Annotated in this window: 15 protein-coding genes; 4 read left to right on the top strand and 11 right to left on the bottom strand. The window is 68.2% G+C overall.

Features of this window, described 5'->3' with window-relative positions:
• Positions 1-3: 3 nt before the first annotated feature.
• Both purB and AC1DMQ_RS16675 read right to left on the bottom strand, forming a co-directional pair.
• Positions 4-1,314: an adenylosuccinate lyase gene (gene purB / locus AC1DMQ_RS16680; protein WP_477034675.1), complete on the bottom strand. Its 1,311-nt coding sequence runs from the start codon at positions 1,312-1,314 to the stop codon at positions 4-6.
• Between the two features lie 811 nt (positions 1,315-2,125).
• Positions 2,126-3,631, bottom strand: a complete 1,506-nt coding sequence (locus AC1DMQ_RS16675) for a spinster family MFS transporter (protein ID WP_477034674.1) — start codon at positions 3,629-3,631, stop codon at positions 2,126-2,128.
• A 222-nt stretch (positions 3,632-3,853) separates the two neighbouring features.
• Here AC1DMQ_RS16675 and AC1DMQ_RS16670 point away from each other — a divergent pair, with 222 nt between their 5' ends.
• The gene (locus AC1DMQ_RS16670) at positions 3,854-4,039 is read left to right on the top strand and encodes a hypothetical protein (RefSeq protein WP_477034673.1); all 186 of its coding nucleotides are present in this window, start codon (positions 3,854-3,856) and stop codon (positions 4,037-4,039) included.
• Here the strand turns inward: AC1DMQ_RS16670 and AC1DMQ_RS16665 are convergent.
• The gene (locus AC1DMQ_RS16665; protein WP_477034672.1) at positions 4,036-5,370 is read right to left on the bottom strand and encodes a spinster family MFS transporter; all 1,335 of its coding nucleotides are present in this window, start codon (positions 5,368-5,370) and stop codon (positions 4,036-4,038) included. The genes AC1DMQ_RS16670 and AC1DMQ_RS16665 overlap by 4 nt on opposite strands.
• Positions 5,371-5,466: 96 nt before the next feature.
• On the opposite strand from AC1DMQ_RS16665, the gene AC1DMQ_RS16660 reads away from it, so the two are divergent.
• Positions 5,467-6,093: a glutathione S-transferase family protein gene (locus AC1DMQ_RS16660; protein ID WP_477034671.1), complete on the top strand. Its 627-nt coding sequence runs from the start codon at positions 5,467-5,469 to the stop codon at positions 6,091-6,093.
• Here AC1DMQ_RS16660 and AC1DMQ_RS16655 read toward each other — a convergent pair.
• Positions 6,090-6,494: a PAS domain-containing protein gene (locus AC1DMQ_RS16655; protein WP_477034670.1), complete on the bottom strand. Its 405-nt coding sequence runs from the start codon at positions 6,492-6,494 to the stop codon at positions 6,090-6,092. The two genes, AC1DMQ_RS16660 and AC1DMQ_RS16655, sit on opposite strands and share 4 nt — an antisense overlap.
• 235 nt (positions 6,495-6,729) lie before the next feature.
• Here AC1DMQ_RS16655 and AC1DMQ_RS16650 point away from each other — a divergent pair, with 235 nt between their 5' ends.
• On the top strand, positions 6,730-8,130 hold the full coding sequence (locus AC1DMQ_RS16650) for a methyl-accepting chemotaxis protein (RefSeq protein WP_477034669.1): 1,401 nt from the start codon (positions 6,730-6,732) through the stop codon (positions 8,128-8,130).
• A gap of 3 nt (positions 8,131-8,133) precedes the next feature.
• On the opposite strand, the gene AC1DMQ_RS16645 is transcribed toward AC1DMQ_RS16650, so the two are convergent.
• The 5 genes from AC1DMQ_RS16645 to pelA all read right to left on the bottom strand — a co-directional run bounded on the left by AC1DMQ_RS16645 (position 8,134) and on the right by pelA (position 13,745).
• Entirely contained in the window at positions 8,134-8,790 is a 657-nt protein-coding gene (locus tag AC1DMQ_RS16645; protein ID WP_477034668.1) for a glutathione S-transferase family protein, read from the bottom strand.
• Positions 8,791-8,897: 107 nt separating this feature from the next.
• The gene (locus AC1DMQ_RS16640) at positions 8,898-9,371 is read right to left on the bottom strand and encodes an SRPBCC family protein (protein WP_477034667.1); all 474 of its coding nucleotides are present in this window, start codon (positions 9,369-9,371) and stop codon (positions 8,898-8,900) included.
• Between the two features lie 25 nt (positions 9,372-9,396).
• Positions 9,397-9,738 carry an ArsR/SmtB family transcription factor gene (locus AC1DMQ_RS16635; RefSeq protein WP_477034666.1) on the bottom strand — a complete coding sequence of 114 codons (342 nt, stop codon included), beginning with the start codon at positions 9,736-9,738 and terminating at the stop codon, positions 9,397-9,399.
• Positions 9,739-9,905: 167 nt separating this feature from the next.
• Entirely contained in the window at positions 9,906-12,326 is a 2,421-nt protein-coding gene (locus AC1DMQ_RS16630; protein WP_477034665.1) for a TonB-dependent receptor, read from the bottom strand.
• 105 nt (positions 12,327-12,431) lie between these two features.
• Complete coding sequence (gene pelA / locus AC1DMQ_RS16625) at positions 12,432-13,745, bottom strand: pectate lyase (RefSeq protein ID WP_477034664.1); 1,314 nt, start codon at positions 13,743-13,745, stop codon at positions 12,432-12,434.
• A gap of 150 nt (positions 13,746-13,895) precedes the next feature.
• Here pelA and AC1DMQ_RS16620 point away from each other — a divergent pair, with 150 nt between their 5' ends.
• Entirely contained in the window at positions 13,896-14,411 is a 516-nt protein-coding gene (locus AC1DMQ_RS16620; RefSeq protein ID WP_477034663.1) for a hypothetical protein, read from the top strand.
• On the opposite strand, the gene AC1DMQ_RS16615 is transcribed toward AC1DMQ_RS16620, so the two are convergent.
• Together AC1DMQ_RS16615 and pleC are read right to left on the bottom strand one after the other, a co-directional pair.
• Positions 14,408-14,746, bottom strand: a complete 339-nt coding sequence (locus AC1DMQ_RS16615) for a low molecular weight protein tyrosine phosphatase family protein (RefSeq protein ID WP_477034662.1) — start codon at positions 14,744-14,746, stop codon at positions 14,408-14,410. The two genes, AC1DMQ_RS16620 and AC1DMQ_RS16615, sit on opposite strands and share 4 nt — an antisense overlap.
• A 7-nt stretch (positions 14,747-14,753) precedes the next feature.
• Positions 14,754-17,288, bottom strand: a complete 2,535-nt coding sequence (gene pleC / locus AC1DMQ_RS16610) for a cell cycle histidine kinase PleC (protein ID WP_477034661.1) — start codon at positions 17,286-17,288, stop codon at positions 14,754-14,756.
• Positions 17,289-17,403 lie beyond the last annotated feature (115 nt).

The raw sequence follows: 17,403 nt of genomic DNA, 5'->3' as shown, positions 1-17,403 counted from the left end.
AGTTTAGGCCTGCTCGCCGAAGACCCGCTTGAAGATCACGTCGACATTCTTGGTGTGGTAGCCGTAGTCGAACAGCTCCTCGAGCTCGGCGTCCGACAGGGCCTTGGACACGACCGGGTCGGCCTTCAGGAAGTCGATGAACCGGCCTTCGCCGCGCCACACCTTCATCGAGTTGCCCTGCACGGCGGCATAGGCGTCCTCGCGCGACACGCCCTTCTGGGTCAGGGCCAGCATCACCCGCTGCGAGAACACCAGGCCCCCCAGCTTGTCCAGGTTCTTGGCCATGTTGTCGGGATAGATGTTGAAGCGCTCTATCACCCCGGCCAGGCGGCGCAGGGCGAAGTCGAGGTGGATCGTGGCGTCCGGCCCGATGCCGCGCTCGACCGACGAGTGGCTGATGTCGCGCTCGTGCCAGAGGGCGACGTTCTCGAGGGCCGGGGTCACGGCCGAACGGACCAGACGGGCCAGGCCGGTCAGGTTCTCGGTCAGGATCGGGTTGCGCTTGTGCGGCATCGCGGACGAGCCCTTCTGGCCGACCTCGAACGGCTCCTCGGCCTCCAGCACCTCGGTGCGCTGCAGGTGGCGGATCTCGGTGGCCAGGCGCTCGACCGACGAGGCGACCACGCCCAGGGCGCAGAAATAGGCGGCGTGGCGGTCGCGCGGGATCACCTGGGTCGAGACCGGCTCGACCACCAGGCCCATCTTGTCGGCCACGTGCTGTTCGACGCGCGGATCGACGTTGGCGAAGGTGCCGACGGCGCCCGAGATCGCACAGGTGGCGATCTCGAACTTGGCCATGGCCAGGCGCTCCTTGGCGCGCTGGAACTCGGCATAGTAGCCGGCCAGCTTCAGGCCGAAGGTGATCGGCTCGGCGTGGATGCCGTGACTGCGGCCGACGCAGACGGTCATCTTGTGTTCCAGGGCCCGGCGCTTCAGGGCGGCCAGGATCAGGTCGACGTCTTCGATCAAGAGGTCGGTGGCCTTGCTGAGCTGCACGGCGAAGCAGGTGTCCAGCACGTCGCTGCTGGTCATGCCCTGGTGCAGGAAGCGGGCCTCGGGGCCGACGATTTCCGACACGTGGGTCAGGAAGGCGATGACGTCGTGCTTGGTGACGCGCTCGATCTCGTCGATGCGGTCGCTGTCCCAGACCGCGTCGCGGCCCTTTTCCCAGATCGTCTCGGCGGCGAGCTTGGGGATGACCCCCAGCTCCGCCATGGCGTCGGCGGCGTGGGCCTCGATCTCGAACCAGATCTTGTACTTGGTCTGGCTGGACCAGATGGCGGCGGCTTCGGGGCGGGAATAGCGGGTGATCATGAGGCGGGCGTTTGGTCCCGTCCGCCGGGGGAGTCAAGGGAAGGGGATTATTACTTGGGCGCGGAGGCGTCTTGATCACCCTCTCCCGGAGGGGAGAGGGAGGGACCCGCGCCGAAGGCGTGGGAGGGAGAGGGGTGACGCCCTGTCCGGTTTCACGCGAACGCCCTGCCGGCACGCCGTTGAACTCAGCAGCCCCTCACCCTCCCGCCGCTGCGCGGCGGGCCCCCCCTCTCCCTCTGGGAGAGGGTTCAAGAGCGTCCATGCTCGGCGTTCAGCGAATGAAGCTTAGCGATTTCAACGGCCTAATTTTTCTCGACCAAACTTATCCTCACCCCTTCGAACCACCCCCATACTGCTTGCACCTGAGAGCATGGGGAGGGCGCACGTACGGCGACCGATGCGGCTTTCGGGGGTGGTCGAGCGGGAAGCGTTCGTCGGTGGTCTTTGGTGACAGCCTTCGCGACGGTCCTGGGCAGGTGCCTTGCAACACAGGACGAAACCCAGGCGGTGAAGGATCGGCGGACGCCGCAGGCATGGGCTGAAATCGCTCATGCGGTCCGGGACGCGCCAACGTCCTGCCCGTCGGGGGCTTCCATCGGAGCGGGTTAAAAATCCGCGATCCGAAGGCTCCCGGATAACGGCCGCGCGAAGCGTCTGACCTTCGTCGAAACGGTACTTACAACTGCAAATCATCCGGGCGAGGCCCGGGCGCTTCGCACCTTTCCCATCAAGCTCAGCGGTGAACCGCGTGAGGACGAGAGATCGCGTCCACGATTGGGGACAGGCCCATGGGCCTGTCCCCAGCCTTGTCTTAGGCCTGCGCCTCGGCCCGGTCCTTCATGTGCTTGACCATGCCGATCGCGGCCAGGGCGTAGTGCAGGGCGGCCCAGGCGTAGAAGCACAGCGAGACGATGATGCCCTGCTGCGTCGCTCGCGCCATGGCGCCGTGGCAGGCCTTGGCCAGGTCGGCGGGCGAGCCCTTGGGGGCCAGGCCGCCGGGGCACTGGGCGTTGAAGCTGGCCGCGCCGGGGTCGGTGAACGAACCGCCCAGGGCGTGGAAGATCGTGGAGGCTTCGGGATGATTGAAGTGGAACCGCGCCAGATGGTCGATCAGCCAGCCGGTGAACACCGGCCCGCCGCCCAGGGCGATCAGGTTCAGGAAGAAGAACAGCAGGGCCGTGGCCGTGGCCCGGCGACGCGGCTCGACCGAGTTCTGGACCACGCCGAAGGTCGGGGCCAGGTAGGTGTAGTGGAAGATGCCCGGGACCAGCAGGATCAGGGCGGTGGTCTGCCAGTTGGTCTGCAGGTAGGCGGCGATGTAGATCGGGGTGCAGATCAAGAGGCCGATGGCCGGCACCAGGGCGTACCACTTGGCGCTGCGCTTGCCCGACCAGTCGGTCAGGAAGCCGCCGACAAGGGTGCCGACCCCGGCCGAGAAACCGCCGATCAGGCCGACGATCAGGCCCACCTGGGCCAGGCCAAGCCCATAGGTCCGGACGAAATAGGGCGGCACGAACGCGCCCGAGCCGTACGAGCCGAACGAGGCGATGGTCACGCCCAGCATCATGTGCAGCACCGGCCACTTGCCGAACAGCACGGCCATGACCGCGCCCAGCTCCTTGAACTCATTGGCCAGCGAGAAGGGCGGCTTGGGCGGTTCGACCACCACGTCCTCGGCCTCGAGCGGGCGCTCCTTGATCTCCGAATGGCCGCGGGGCGGTTCCTTGACGATCAGCTTGACCAGCACGGCCAGCAGGATGCCCGGCAGGCCGACGATCACGAAGGCCACGCGCCAGCTGAACTCCTGGGCCAGCCAGCCGCCGGCCACCGCCCCGAACATCGTGCCCAACGGGATGCCGAACGAATAGATCGACAGGGCCGAGGCGCGCTTCTTGGGCTCGTAATAGTCGCTGATCAGCGAGTGGCTCGGCGGCGAGCAGCCGGCTTCGCCGACCCCCACGCCGAAGCGGTAAAGGGCCAGTTGGGCGAAGCTGGAGGCGCTGCCGCACAGGGCGGTGAAGCCCGACCAGATCACCAGCGACACCGAGATGATCGTCACCCGGTTCCAGCGCTCGGCCATCCGGGCGATCGGAATGCCCAGCAGGGTGTAGAGGAGGGCGAAGTACAGCCCGCCCAGCAGGCCCAGCTGGGTGTCGGTCAGCTTGAGGTCGACCTTGATGGCCTGACCGATGGTGGCGATGATCGTGCGGTCGATGAAATTGAAGGTGTAGGTGGCGAGCAACAGCGCCAGCACTGTCGCCTTGTAACCATTGGAATACAGCGGCTTCGCGCCGCCAGGCGTGTTCGCCTGCGCCATCCTGGGCCTCTCCCTTCAAACATTTGTTCTAATCGTTGGGCCGACCATAGACGTAACGGAAGCCGCAAGGCCAGAGGGGAAACGCCGCAAGGCGATCAGCGCGGTTTTGCGGCCTGAAGATGAATGGCGGACAACGACGGCGCCCATGTCCGTTCAGGCCGACGGGTCTCTACTGGCGGCTTCAAGCGGCCGCGTCAGACGGTCGTCATCAGGAGGTCCGCCATGCACGCCCTGTCCCGCCCGCAACCCAACGCGCCGCCCCGCAGCGCGGAGATCGTCTCGTTCGCCGAGCTGAACCGCGCCCGATCGCACCGCGCCCTGGATCTGGCGTCGGACCACGGTCCGGTCGAGGCCCATCCCTGGGCCTACTGTTTTCCGAGGGCCGCGACCCTGTCGCCCCGACGCTAGGCGACCATCTCCTCGCGGATGGTCTTGCGGGCGGTCCAGAACAGGCCGAACGCCACCAGGCCCAGCAGGGTGGACAGGATCAGGGCCCAGCGCACGCCCTGCGCCTCGCCCAGTCCGCCCGGTCCGGCCAGCAGGTCGCTCAGCGCCCCGACCGCCACCGGTCCCAGGCCGAGCCCGATCAGGTTGATGATCAGCAGCAGCACCGCCGAGGCCGTGGCCCGCATGTGCGGATCGACGATGCTCTGGGCCGTGGCGTAGACCGGCCCGTACCACAGCGTGCCCAGCAGGACCGGGATGGTCAGGATGCCGATCGCCGCCATCGGCGATCCGACGCTGACGGCCAGGATGTAGAACGGGATGGTCACCAGCGAGGCGATGGCCGGCACGATCACATAGGCCCGCAGATCCTTGGCCCCCAGGCGATCGGCCAGGATGCCGCCGAACCAGGCTCCGATCACGCCGGCCGTGCCGCCGATCAGGCCCAGGGCCAGGCCCAGGAAGCCGGCCGACTTCAGCCCGAAACGGGCGGCCAGTTCGGCCACCTCCGGTCCGTGGACGCGGAAGAAGAACGAGGCGGTGAACGGCGCGTGGCCATAGCCGACGAAGGCCTTGATCGAGGCCGCCAGGGCCACCAGCCAGAAGGTCTTCTTGGTGGCCAGCACCGCCAGGGCCGCGCCGAAGCTGATCTTCGAGGCGGCGCGGGCGGCGATGTCGGCGGCCAGTTGCCGGCGGGGCTCGACCAGGGTGAAGGCGGCGATCAGGGCGAACAGCACGCCGGGCGCGCCCGCCACCATGAAGGCCACGCGCCAGCCGTAGGCGTCGGCCACCAGTCCGCCCATCGCCATGCCCGCCAGCGTGCCCAGCGGCGTTCCGATCGAATAGAAGGCGATGGCGCCGGCCCGCTTCTCGCGCGGCACGTAGTCGGTGATCAGCGAGTGGGCTGGCGGGGTGCAGCCCGCCTCGCCGACGCCCACCCCGATCCGCGCCAGGATCAACTGCCAGAAGTTCTGGGTGAAGCCGCACAGGACGGTGAAGGCGCTCCAGGCCGCCACGGAGGCGCCGATGATGAACGGGCGGTTCTTGGTCTCGGCCATCCGCGCGATCGGGATGCCCAGCACCGTGTAGAAGATCGCGAAGGCCAGGCCGGTCATCATGCCCAGCTGCCAGTCGGCCAGGCCCAGGTCGCGCTTGATCGGCTCGGCCAGGATGTTGACCACCTGCCGGTCGAGGAAGTTCAGCGTGTAGATGATCAACAGCACCCAGAGGGCGTAGCGGCGATAGCCGGACGAAACAGGATTGATCACCGGCGACGGCATCGCGGCTTCCGCCATGCGGACCTCCCTCGAACAGTTGTTCTAATCGTTGAGGCGACTGTATGCGCGAGGTAAGGCCAATGGCCACCCCCGTTCGCAGATCAGGAGTCCGCCATGGAAATCGTCGTCGGCACCAAGAAATGGTCCAGCTGGTCGCTGCGGCCCTGGCTGGCGCTGAAGCATACGGGCGAGGCGTTCAAGGAGACCCTGGTCGAGCTGCGCCACGTCGGGACCTCGGAGGCCGAGATCGCCAAGCACTCGCCCAGCGCCCTGGTGCCGGTGCTGAAGGACGGCGATCTGGTGGTCTGGGACTCGCTGGCCATCTGCGAATACCTGGCCGAGAAGTTTCCGGCCGCGAAGCTGTGGCCGGCGGATCCCGCTCTGCGGGCCCTGGGCCGCTCGGCCGCCGCCGAGATGCATTCGGGCTTCTCGTCGCTGCGCGGCGAATGCCCGATGGCGCTGGAAGAGGCGCCGCGCGTCGTGGCGATCTCCGAGGCCACCCAGAAGGACGTGCGCAAGATCGTCGAGCGCTGGAACCAGCTGCTCAAGCGCTCGGGCGGGCCGTTCCTGGTGGGCGAGTGGTCGATCGCCGACGCGTTCTACACGCCGGTCGCCAGCCGCTTCCGGACCTACGGGATCCATCTGTCGGACTATGGCGACGCCGGTCCGGCCGGCGCCTATTGCGAGCGCCTGCTGGAGACGCCGGAGTTCCTGGCCTGGGAGGCCGACTCCCTGGCCTAGGCGGTCTTGGGCGTGGGGCGGCGTCCGGGCCGGCGCTCGACCTCGCGCTCCAGGGCGACGGCGCTGATCAGGGCGCCGTCGGCGGCGATGATCGGGAAGACGTCGATGGCGCAGAGATAGGCTTCACCCGACTTGCGGTAGTTCACCAGGGTGGTGCTGTGCCGCTCGCCGTTGCGCAGGGCGCGGGCCAGACGCTTGCGCGCCGCCAGACTTGTGGCTGGCCCTTGAAAAATCCGAGGATTTTTCCCCAGGATTTCGTCCTGGTTGAAGCCCGTCATGCGCTCAAACGTTGCATTCACATACAGGATGTGAGGCCCCGGCGGAGACAGTTGGCCGTCGGTCAGGACAACGCCGACATCCAGGTCGTCGGCCAGGGCCGAGATGAGATCACGCAAAGGCATACTGTATTCCGGGGCTTAGCCGCTCGTGCCTATACACCCGCAGAGCTTTTTCGCCCGAAAAATCGGAATTAACGCCTCATTAATTGGCCAAAAAGAGTAATGCCCTTGTCGTACAAGGGATTTCTGGTTCCATTTTGAGTTGTGGTCGGGCGCCGTTTTCCAATTAGCATGCCATTAAGCATCATTGTGCCTAAAGCTCGTCTTCAGCTGCATTTAGTCGGCAACGAGGGCGACAATGTTTTCAGGTCAGAAGCCGGCCCGCCAGGCCGAGGCGCGGCGGATCCAGGACCTGGAGGCCCAGGTCGCGGCCATGGACCGCTCGCAGGCGGTGATCGAGTTCCAGCTGGACGGCACGATCATCCGCGCCAATCCGAACTTCCTGAGCGCCTTGGGCTATACGTCGACCGAGATCGAAGGTCGTCACCACAGCCTGTTCGTGCCGCCCGCCGAGGCGCAAGGCGCCGACTACCGGGCGTTCTGGGCGCGGCTCAACAGCGGCGAGTTCGTCGCCGCCAAGTTCCTGCGGATCGGCAAGGGCGGCAAGGAGGTCTGGATCCAGGCCTCCTACAATCCCGTGCTCGACGCGACCGGCAAGCCCTACAAGGTCATCAAGTTCGCCACCGACGTCACCGACATCGAGCTGGAACGGGCGCGCGGCGAGGCCGAGCGTCGCCTGGCCGACGAGGAGCAGGGCGCGGTGGTCTCGGCCCTGGCCGACAGCCTGCGTCGCCTGGCCAAGGGCGACCTGACCGCGGATATCCAAGCCCGGTTCGAAGGTCGCTATCAGCAGATCAAGGACGACTTCAACACCGCCATCGACAGCCTGCGCGACGCCATGGGCGCCATCGTCACCGCCACCGGCGGCCTGCAGGCGGGCTCCGACGAGATCGCCGCCGCGTCCGACGACCTGTCGCGCCGCACCGAGCAGCAGGCCGCCTCGCTGGAGGAAACCGCCGCGGCCCTCGACGAGTTGACCGCCACGGTCCGTCGCAGCGCCGTCGGCGCCAAGGAAGCCTCGTCCGCCGCGTCCGGCGCCCGGGAAGACGCCGCCCGCTCCGGCGAGGTGATGCGCGAGGCGGTCGCCGCCATGGGCGAGATCGAGCAGAGCTCGGGCCAGATCACCCAGATCATCGGCGTCATCGACGAGATCGCCTTCCAGACCAACCTTCTGGCCCTGAACGCCGGGGTCGAGGCGGCCCGTGCCGGCGACGCCGGCCGAGGCTTCGCCGTCGTCGCCCAGGAAGTCCGGGCCCTGGCCCAGCGCTCGGCCGAGGCGGCCAAGGAGATCAAGACCCTGATCGCCAGCAGCACCGCCCAGGTGTCGCGCGGCGTCCAACTGGTCGGCGACACCGGCCAGGCCCTGAACGGCATCGTCGGCAAGGTCTCGCAGATCGACGTCCTGATCTCCGAGATCGCCCAGTCCTCGCAGGAGCAGGCCACCGGGCTCAACCAGGTCAACGCCGCCGTCAATCAGATGGACCAGGTGACTCAGCAGAACGCGGCCATGGTCGAACAGGCCACCGCCGCCGCCACGAACCTGCGCACCGAGGCCGGGGAACTGGCCCGGCTGGTGGCGCGGTTCGAGACGGGGCAGGGCGCCTCGAGCCGCCCGGCGAGCCGGGCGCGGGCCGCTTAAGGGTCAGTCCCCGGACGGGAACATCGCGAAATAGGGCTCGGCCTCCTGCAGCACCCGCACGAACGACGGGCGGGCCAGCAGGCGGTCGAGATAGGCCGAGACGTTGGGGTGATCCTCGCCCAGCGGCGCCAGCTTGTTGGCGTAGAACAGCGCCGGGGCGGCCGCGCAGTCGGCCAGGCTGAAATCCTCGCCCGCCGCCCAGGTGCGGCCCGCAAGTTCCGCTTCGAGCAGGTCGTAGGCCATGGCCAGCTGTCTGCGGGCCTGGGCGACGCCGTAGGGGTCCTTGGCGACATCGGCCGGCCGGATCCGGTCGCCGACGATCGCCTGCATCGGCGTCATGACATAGAGGTCGAACAATCGATCCATCAGGCGGGTGCGCAGGGCGGCGTCAGGATCGTCGGGAATGAACCGGACGGGGCCGGGATAGGCCGTCTGCAGGTACTCGATGATGATCGAGGTCTCCGGCACCGTCCGGTCCCGCGCCGTGTCACACAGCAGGGGCATCTTGGTCGTCGGCCAGAGCGCCTTGAACCCGGCGACCACCGCGGGATCGCTCAGGTCCAGCACGCGGGCCTCGAACGGCGTGTCGTTCTCGTAGAGGGCGATCAGCGCCTTCCAGCAGTACGAGGACAGCGGGTGCATGTGCAGCGTCAGGGACATCTTCTACTCCGTGGATCGGTCGGGCGCGCATTCACCCTCGGCGCTCATGACGCTCGGCGAAGCCTCGAGGGTGGGTGCGCGTCCCCCAGTTCGTGGCGGGGCGTTCGCTAGGCCTCCGCGCCTTCGCGTTCGACTTCTTCCGCCAGCCGGTCGTACAGCTCGCGGCAGCCTTGCTCGCGCTGGGCCGGGAAGTCGAAGCCGTCGAGGAACGCGCCCTGTTCGGTGTAGGTCAGGCGCGTCTTCTTGCCTTCGGGCTTGATCTCGATCGTGGCGACCGACACCGAGATGCGGTTGCCGTCGATGTCCATGGCGTAGGCCATGATCAGCCGCTGGTCGGGGACGATGTCCCAGTAGGTCGTCTCGTTGATGATCTCCATCTTGCCGTCGGGGCTGAAGCGGCCTCGCTCCTGGCCGCCGACCCGGAAGTCGTAGCTGTACTCGGCCACGGGCCAGCCCTCGGACTTCACGAACCAGCGGTCGCGGGCTTCGGAGTTGGAGAACGCCTTGAACACCCGGGCGGGCGAGGCGTCGTAGACCTTGTTGATGACGAAGGTGGCGTGGACGACGGAACGTTCGGTCATGATCCTATCCTCTTGAATTTGAAGGTCAGTCTTCTTCGTCGCCAGCCGTGGCGCGCAGATACTCCCCCAGGCGGTCGAGTTTGCGTTCCATCAGCACGCGGCGTTCGTTGATCCAGGTCTCGGCGGCGCTGAGCGCCTCCGGCTCCAGACGGCAGGTCCGCACCCGTCCGACCTTCTCCGAGCGGATCAGGCCGCTGCCTTCCAGCAGCTGCAGGTGCTGCATCACCGAGGGCAGGGACATGGCCAGGGGCTGGGCCAGTTCGCTGACCGAGGCCGGGCCGGCGCAGAGCCGCTCGACGATGATCCGCCGGCTGGGATCGGCCAGCGCCTGGAACATCAGGTCGAGCGAGGGTTGTTGGTTAGGCATGTGCCTAAGTATCTACACGGCGCGCCGGGCGTCAAGAGATACTTTGTCGATTGCCTAAGTATCGAGCCGCGCCCAACGAAAAACGCCCCGGACACGAGGTCCGAGGCGTTCGACGCGAGCGTGGCTCGCCGACCAAAAGGGGAGGATCGGCGGCGAGCCGCTCAGCCCTAGAACCGCGTCGACAAGGTCACGAACCCTTGGCGAGGCGGAATGGGGAAGGTCGAGTAGCTGCCGGCCGGCTGCGAGACGGTGACGTTCAGGTCGCCCTTCTCCTGGCCCAGGTTGGTGATGTTGGCGCTCAGCTTCAGGTCCTTGATCGGCCAGCTGGCCGGAGTCTGGAAAGCGTAGCTGACCTGCAGGCTCAGCAGCATGTAGCTGTCGACCTTCAGGTCGTTGGTGTAGGTCGCGAACCGCTCGCCGACGAAGTCGCCGATCAGTTGGGCCTCGAAGGCGCCGAAGTTGGCGCTGGCCACGAACTTGTTCATCCATTCGGGGCTGCCGGGCACCTTCTTGCCGGCGATGCGCACGATCGTCGGGGTGACCACGCCGCCGACCGTGGTCGAGCCGCTGGTGTAGTCGTCCTGATAGACCGAGCGGTTGTAGGAGACCGCGTCGTAGAACGAGAAGTGGTCGCCCAGCTCCAGGGTCAGGGCGAGGTCGACGCCGTCGGTCTTCACCGCGCCGACGTTCTGGACGATCGCCGCGCCGCCGACGATCGAGATCGCCGCCGCCGACGGGGCGACGCCCAGCAGGCGGTTGCTGAAGTCGGTGTGGTAGACGCTCAGCTGGCCGTCGACGCTGGTGATCGGACCCAGGGCGACGTCGCGCTTGCCGCGCACCCCGGCCTCGTAGGTCCAGGCCGTTTCCGGCTCGGCGCTCTTCTTGAACTGGTCGAACGCCGCCTGGCTGCCCAAGCTGAACGGCGACAGGCCGCCGCCGCCATAGGTCTGGAAGTGGCGCAGGTTCTTCTGGACGTTGACGAAGGCCTCCAGGCCGGCGTCGAAGGTCCAGACCGCGCCCAGCTGCGGCAGGAACCACTCCTTGGTCTCGATATTGCCCACCGGCAGGCCGGTCGAGTTGACCAGCGAGCCGACGATCGGCTGCACCGGCACCGCGCCGGTGGCGTCCTGCACGCTGCTCTTGAAGCCGCCTTGCAGCACCAGGTCGTCGCGGATGCGCCACTGATCCTGGATGTAAAACTGGTAGACCTTGTTGTCGATTTCGCTGCCGTACTGGGTGATCAGCCAGCCGGTCGGCACGTCGTAGGGCGTGGTCGGATGGTTGACGTCGAACGGGTACCAGCGGCGATAGGCCGACGACTTGTTGTGCTCGTACCAGAAGCCGGCCTCGATCTGGTGGTCGCCGACCGTGGCCTTCAGGGTCGAGATGCCGCCCAGGCGGTCGATCTGGTACTCGGTCGTACGGGTGGCGTAGCCCGAGTTGCCGAACACCTGCTTCAGGTTCTGGTTCGGGAAGTAGAAGTTGAACAGGGCCGGCAGGCCCGCCACCCGGATCGGGCCGGCGACGATGCCGCGGCCGTGGTCGTCGTGGTAGTAGACCTGGTTCGACCAGGTGACGTTTTCCGACAGCTTGGCGTCGTACTGCAGGTAGCTCAGATAGTCGGTGCGCTGGGCTGCGCTGAAGTAGTTGCGATAGTTCTCGCCTTCCGAGGCGGGGTAGTTGCCGGCGGCGTCCAGATAGTCGAGCGCGGCGTGGAAGTCCGGATAGAAGAACGGGCGGGTATAGGGCTGGTAGGCGTCGGTCGGCTTGCCCGCGCGGCTGGGGAAGTAGCGGGTGGTGCCGTCTTCGTTGGGCTCGATCTTGTCGGAATAAGACAGATAGAAGGTCAGCTTGCCGGCGTCGCCGTCGCGCACGTATTTCAGGTTGGCCTGGTCGCCGCCCTGGTGGCCGCGGAAGTCCCAGGCCCGGGCGTCCTGGTGGGCGTAAGCCAGGTACAGCGCGTTGTTCCCGGCGAACGTGCCGGTGTCCAGGCGCACGAAGGTGCGGGTGGTGTCGTAGCTGCCCAGGGTCTCGTTGAACTGACCGCCGAACTCGGCGCGCGGATCATTGGTGAAGGTCTCGACGGCGCCGCCGAGGTTGCTGGTCGAGGCGGTGCCCAGCGAGCCCGCGCCCGATGACAGGATGACCTTGCCGACCACTTCGCTGATCACCGCGCGCTGCGGCGACAGGCCGTTGTAGTTGCCGTAGCTCTGGTCGCCCAGCGGCACGCCGTCCAGGGTGTAGCCCAACTGCTGGCCGTTGAAGCCATGGATGAACAGCGAGGTGTTCTGCTCGTTGTTGCCCCACGGGTCGGCGGTCACATAGAGCACGCCCGGCAGGGTCTGGATGGCCTTCAGCGGCGACAGGCCCGGCAGGATCTTCTGCATTTCCGAGCCGCTGAGCTGCACGGCCGAGCGGGTGGTCGACAGGCTGGTGACCAGCAGCTGCTCGACGGCGTCGGCGGGCTCGGCGGCGAGCGGCGCGGCGACCGGCGCGGGGGCGTCCGCGGCCTGGGCGATCGATGCAAACGCGAGCACGCCGAGCGCGCTGGCCGCCAGCAAGGCATGGCGAGCAGATTGGATGAACATGGAACCCCTCCGACCTCGGCCCTTTGCGGGCGTTGAAGGTCCGGGGTGTTAGGGCAAGCCTGCGACGCTTCCGCGAGCGTTGAGCGAAGGCTTTGTGACGCGCCCTCAATCGGCCGCTGGATGGGCCTTTTTCCAGGCGGTGTAACGGTCCAGCGCCTTTTTTGGGCTGGTGTTGAACCATGCGTAGCCATTGCGCCGCTCTAGGGTCAGCTCGTTGACGTCGTCATGGATGGTCTTGTCGCGATCGCCGAACACCGGGGTGTTGGTGGCCGCTGCGTAGTAACGAGCCCACAGCGGACCGGCGCCGGGCTTGGGCGTCAGGCGGCGGCCGCCTTCGGTGTCCTTCCCGCCGGTCCAGGCCTGGTCGTGGATGGCGTTGGCGGCCAGGTAGCCGGCGCCGGCGTGCACCGCCGCCACCAGGGTCGGCGACGGGTTGGGCAGGCTCATCAGATAGACCAGCAGGTCGGCGCTTTCCTCGGTCGACAGCTCGGCCGGCTCGAAGTTGCGGCCGGCGACCGGTTTGAGGGTCAGGGCGTCGTGCTGCTGGGCCCAGATGGTGCGCTTGCCGTTGACGACCACCTGGGTGGCCAGGACGCAGGCCAGCGCGCGATCGGCGGCCCCGCCGGCCTGCCTGCGCAGATCGGCGGGGGCGAAGGCGTAGTCGCCCTGGCCGTTGGCGACGTCGGTCAGCAGGGAGGCGGCCTCGGTGACGGCGTTGTCGTTGTAGGTGATGGCGTCGTGATAGCCGCCCTCCAGCGGCCAGACCTGCGGCCAGCCGCCGTTCGGGAACTGGGCGGCCAGCAGATAGCGCACGCCGCGGAGGAAGCTGTCCCGCCAGGCCTGGCCCTCCGTGCCCGGCGCCTGGCCGGCGACCCGGGCCAGGAACCGCAGCTCGGTGATGGTCGCGTCGTTGTCCAGCGTGCCGACATAGTTCCAGCTGGGATCGTGCGGCGTGTCGAAGTCGTCGGCGGCCAGGTACTTGGAGACGTTGTTGGACGCGTAGGGCTGGCCGGGCTGGCGTACGGCGTTGCGCGGCTGGTTCTTGCTCCAGCCGCCGGCCGGGGTCTGGAAGCTGACGATCACGTCGGCCACGTGGCGGGCCTCGGGCGTCGCGTACCAGGCCGCGTTGCGGTCCAGCGGCATGGCTCTGGCGCCGCCGGCGCCTTCCGCGGGCGGCGGCGGGGCCGGCTGGCCGGGCTTCAGCTCGGCGGCCAGGGCGGCCCGGTCAGCGAGGTTCTGTTTTTCGGAGCGCGCCAGATAGGCCTTCCAGGCGTCGCGATCCTTGGCCGGCAAGGCGTCGATGCGCGCCGCGCTGATCGCCTGTGCCGGGGTGTTGGTCCCGATCACGGCGGCTTGAGCGACGCCGCACAGCAGGACGGCGCTCAGGGCCAGGACGGCGGGGAAGGGGCGGAAGATCATGCGCGGCATCCGACATCCGGCCGAGCTCGACCGTCCGCGAAACGTCCGCCCAAAGCCGTCGGAACGCACCCCATTTTTCGGCCCGGCGACGGGCCGGGTTTACGCGCGGCCAAGGGGCGGCTTTCATCCGGGCAGCACGGGAGGGATGCAATGGCGACGCCAGGCGCGGCGGAGGTCTTGGCCGACGATTTCGCCGATCCGCTGGTCGGTCGGATCGTCGCGTTCCTGCGCCGGATCGGGATCCCGGTCGAGGCCGCGACGCTGGAGGACGGGACCTTCCTGCCCGGCGTGGTGGTGGTCGACGGCGGCTTGCGGGTGGATCCGTCACGCCTGGCCTGGCCCGGCGACCTGCTGCACGAGGCCGGCCACGTCGCCGTCGGCGATCCCGCGCGGCGGGACGACGGCGTCTCCGACGACCCCGGCGAGGAGATGGCGGCCCTGGCCTGGTCGTTCGCGGCCGCCATCCATCTGGGCCTGGATCCGTCGGTGCCGTTCCATGAGGGCGGCTATCGCGGCGATGGCGCGTCGCTGGCCGAGACCTTCAGCGGAGGCGGCTATGTCGGCGTGCCCATGCTGGCCATGTGGGGCCTGACCCGCGAACCTCACCGCGCCAAGGCGGCCGGCGTCCCGGGGTATCCGCACATGCTGGCCTGGCGGCGGACCTAGGGCAGGTGCGGCCCGACCCTGGCCTTGAGCAGGGTGATCAGGGTCGGATCCATGAAGGCGTAGTCGTCGGGGATGTTCAGGCAGATCACGCGGCCCTTGATGTGCCGCTTGAAGCGCTTGGACAGCTTGTTCCGGTGGGCCCGCTCCATCACGAAGATGATGTCGGCCCACTCGACGAGCTCGCCGGTCAGGGGCTCTTCCGCGTCATGATTGGTTCCGGCCGAGCTGGCTTCGACGCCAGGCCAGGTCGAGAACACCTGCTCGGCGGTGGGGCTGCGCAGCTTGTTCTGGCTGCAGACGAACAGGACCTTCTTCAGGGGAGGATCTGGCTTCACCGAGCGATCAAGCTGCCGCGAAGTCGCGGTGGAGCAGCAGGCCGCCCTGGTTGATCGGCAGGATGAAGCTGACCGTGGTGCCTTCGCCCGGGGTGGAGGTCATCTCCAGCGCGCCGTCGTGCATCTCGACCAGCGACTTGGTCAGGGCCAGGCCCAGGCCGGTGCCCTGGGTGGTCTTGGCGTGCTGGCTCTCGACCTGCTCGAAGGGCTTGGCCAGGCGGGCCAGGTCTTCCGGGGCGATGCCGATGCCGGTGTCGGTGACCGAGACCCGCACGCGCTCGCCCAGCGGATCGCGGCGCACCTCGGCCCGCACCGTGACGCGACCGGCGCGCGGGGTGAACTTGATGGCGTTGGACAGCAGGTTCAGCAGCACCTGCTTGACCGCGCGGTAGTCGGCCTCGACCTCGGGCAGGGCGGGGAAGTCGACTTCCAGCTTCAGCCCGGCGGCCTCGGCGCGGTTGCGCACCAGGCGCACGGCGTCCTCGGTGACGTCTTCCAGGTTGAGCGGCTCGAACTTCAGGTTCATCTTGCCGGCCTCGATCTTGGACATGTCGAGGATGTCGTTGATCAGGGCCAGCAGGTGCTGGCCGGAATTGTGGATGTCGAGGCTGTAGCCCTTGTAGCGCTGGTCGCCGAGCGGGCCGAACATCTCGTTCATCATGATCTCGGAGAAGCCGTTGATGGCGTTCAGCGGCGTGCGCAGCTCGTGGGACATGTTGGCCAGGAATTCGCTCTTGGCCTTGTTGGCGCCCTCGGCCTTGACCTTCTCCATCTCGTACTTGCGCGCCAACTCGGCCAGTTGCTCTTGCGACCGCTCCAGGCCGGTGACGGCGTACTGCAGCTGCTCCTCGTTGAGGCGGCGGGCTTCTTCCTGGTTCTTGATGGCCGTGATGTCGGCGGCGGTCATCACCAGGCCGCCTTCGGCCGTGCGGCGCTCGCTGATCTGGATCCAGCGGCCATCGTTCAGCTCGGCCTCGCGCACGCCCTTGGCGCCGTCAGGGGCGGGCTGGTCGTGCTTGATGGCCAGGGCGGCGAAGCGGTTGACCTCGTTGCGCGGCGCGCCGGGCTTGAGCAGCTTGGGCTCGAGATTGAAGACGTTGCGGTAGTTGCGGTTGCACATCAGCAGCCGGCCCTGGCGGTCCCAGAGCACGAAAGCCTCGGACACGCTTTCGATGGCGTCGCGCAGGCGGTTCTCGGCGGCCTGGGCGCGGGCCTGGGCCAGGCGCTCCTCGGTGACGTCCAGCGCCACGCCGATGATCCGCGAATAGCCGTCCTCGCCGGGCTTGCCGAAGCCCTGGCCGCGGGCGTCGATCCAGATGGCCCGGCCGCCGTCGCGCGACGGCACGCGGAACGACACGTCGAAGGCTCCGTAGGTCGCGGCGTTGGCCAGGGCCTGGCGGACCTTGTCGCGATGGTCGACCGAGACGCGGTCCAGCAATTCCTGACCCGGCACCACGCCGCCGCCGCCCCAGCCGAACATCGCGCCGGTGACGTCGGACATGAACACCTGGTCGGCGCTCAGCTCCCATTCCCAGATGCCGCAGCGGGCGGCTTCGACGGCGAGGCGGAAGCGCTGCTCGCTGTCGACGAATTCCTTTTGGGCGGTCTCGACCCGGCGGCTCTGCAGCATCAGCATCAGGGCCAGGGCGATGCCGACGGCCAGCGGAGCCAGCAGCGAGAAGGCGCCTTCCATGACCTGGCGATCGATGTTGGCGACCGTCCTTGGCTTGGCCGCGGCGGCGGCCAGCAGGTCGCCCTGGGCCAGGGGCTGGATCGCGACGTCGAGGGCCTGGCCGTCGACCGACTGGCCGCGCAGGGCCGCCGCGCCGTCGCCGATATCGTCCAGCGCCAGCGAGAAGGCTTCGCGCAGGTTGGTCGCGCCCTGGATCGGGCGGCCGCCGGCGGCCAGGATCCTGCCGTCGGACAGCATCAGGGCGCTGGCCGCGCCCTTGACGGGTTCGGAGATCAGCCGCGCCGGATCGCTGGAGGCGATGACGAAGCCGCGCCCGCCGCCGACCGGAGCGGCGATGGCGACATAGAGCCGGCCGGTCGTCCCGCCGCCGATCCACAGGCTGCGGCCCGAGGCGCCGGCCGCGCGGGCGGCGGCCTTCCAGTCGGCCGAGGCGTCGCGACCGGCGACGGCCAGCACGTCGGACGGACCGACCACGGCCACGGCCATGGCTTCGCCTCCAGCCGCGCGCAGGGCGGTCTCGGCCGCGTCGATCGGGGTGTTCGGATCACGTTGCAGCAGGTCGGCGGCGGCCGAGAGGCCGGCGCGCTGAGCGGCCAGATTGGTCTCGGCGGCGGCGGCGACCAGCTTGGCCTGGGCGGCCAGGTTCGCGCCGCCGGGCGGGGCGTTGGCCTCGTCCTTCAGGCGGTTGACGCCGAAGGCCGTGTAGATCGACAGCAGCAGCAGAGCGGCCAGAATCGCCAGGCGCACATAGGCCTGGGACGGCGACCGCGCGGCGCGCGAGCGGGCCGCGCCCGCCGCCGAAAGACCGGCCCCAGCCAGCCTCCCGGTTCTCGCCCCGCCACGCTCCAACGCCCAATGCTCCCGAAAGCCCTCGGCGAGTCACTTCGCCGACATGGTGAATCTACCGCAGGCGTAAGGGGTGCGTCACCGACGAACCGTGGTTTTGACCGGGCATGAGCCCTTT

It is taken from the genome of Caulobacter sp. 05L422 (genome assembly GCF_056397765.1).
Note: the sequence above shows the minus strand (reverse complement) of the source record. Positions and strands in the feature narration are given on the sequence as shown.

Coding starts and splice junctions, on each gene's coding strand:
- purB (WP_477034675.1), bottom strand. CDS start 1,314: ATGATCACCCGCTATTCCCGCCCCGAAGCCGCCGCCATCTGGTCCAGC.
- AC1DMQ_RS16675 (WP_477034674.1), bottom strand. CDS start 3,631: ATGGCGCAGGCGAACACGCCTGGCGGCGCGAAGCCGCTGTATTCCAAT.
- AC1DMQ_RS16670 (WP_477034673.1), top strand. CDS start 3,854: ATGCACGCCCTGTCCCGCCCGCAACCCAACGCGCCGCCCCGCAGCGCG.
- AC1DMQ_RS16665 (WP_477034672.1), bottom strand. CDS start 5,370: ATGGCGGAAGCCGCGATGCCGTCGCCGGTGATCAATCCTGTTTCGTCC.
- AC1DMQ_RS16660 (WP_477034671.1), top strand. CDS start 5,467: ATGGAAATCGTCGTCGGCACCAAGAAATGGTCCAGCTGGTCGCTGCGG.
- AC1DMQ_RS16655 (WP_477034670.1), bottom strand. CDS start 6,494: ATGCCTTTGCGTGATCTCATCTCGGCCCTGGCCGACGACCTGGATGTC.
- AC1DMQ_RS16650 (WP_477034669.1), top strand. CDS start 6,730: ATGTTTTCAGGTCAGAAGCCGGCCCGCCAGGCCGAGGCGCGGCGGATC.
- AC1DMQ_RS16645 (WP_477034668.1), bottom strand. CDS start 8,790: ATGTCCCTGACGCTGCACATGCACCCGCTGTCCTCGTACTGCTGGAAG.
- AC1DMQ_RS16640 (WP_477034667.1), bottom strand. CDS start 9,371: ATGACCGAACGTTCCGTCGTCCACGCCACCTTCGTCATCAACAAGGTC.
- AC1DMQ_RS16635 (WP_477034666.1), bottom strand. CDS start 9,738: ATGCCTAACCAACAACCCTCGCTCGACCTGATGTTCCAGGCGCTGGCC.
- AC1DMQ_RS16630 (WP_477034665.1), bottom strand. CDS start 12,326: ATGTTCATCCAATCTGCTCGCCATGCCTTGCTGGCGGCCAGCGCGCTC.
- pelA (WP_477034664.1), bottom strand. CDS start 13,745: ATGATCTTCCGCCCCTTCCCCGCCGTCCTGGCCCTGAGCGCCGTCCTG.
- AC1DMQ_RS16620 (WP_477034663.1), top strand. CDS start 13,896: ATGGCGACGCCAGGCGCGGCGGAGGTCTTGGCCGACGATTTCGCCGAT.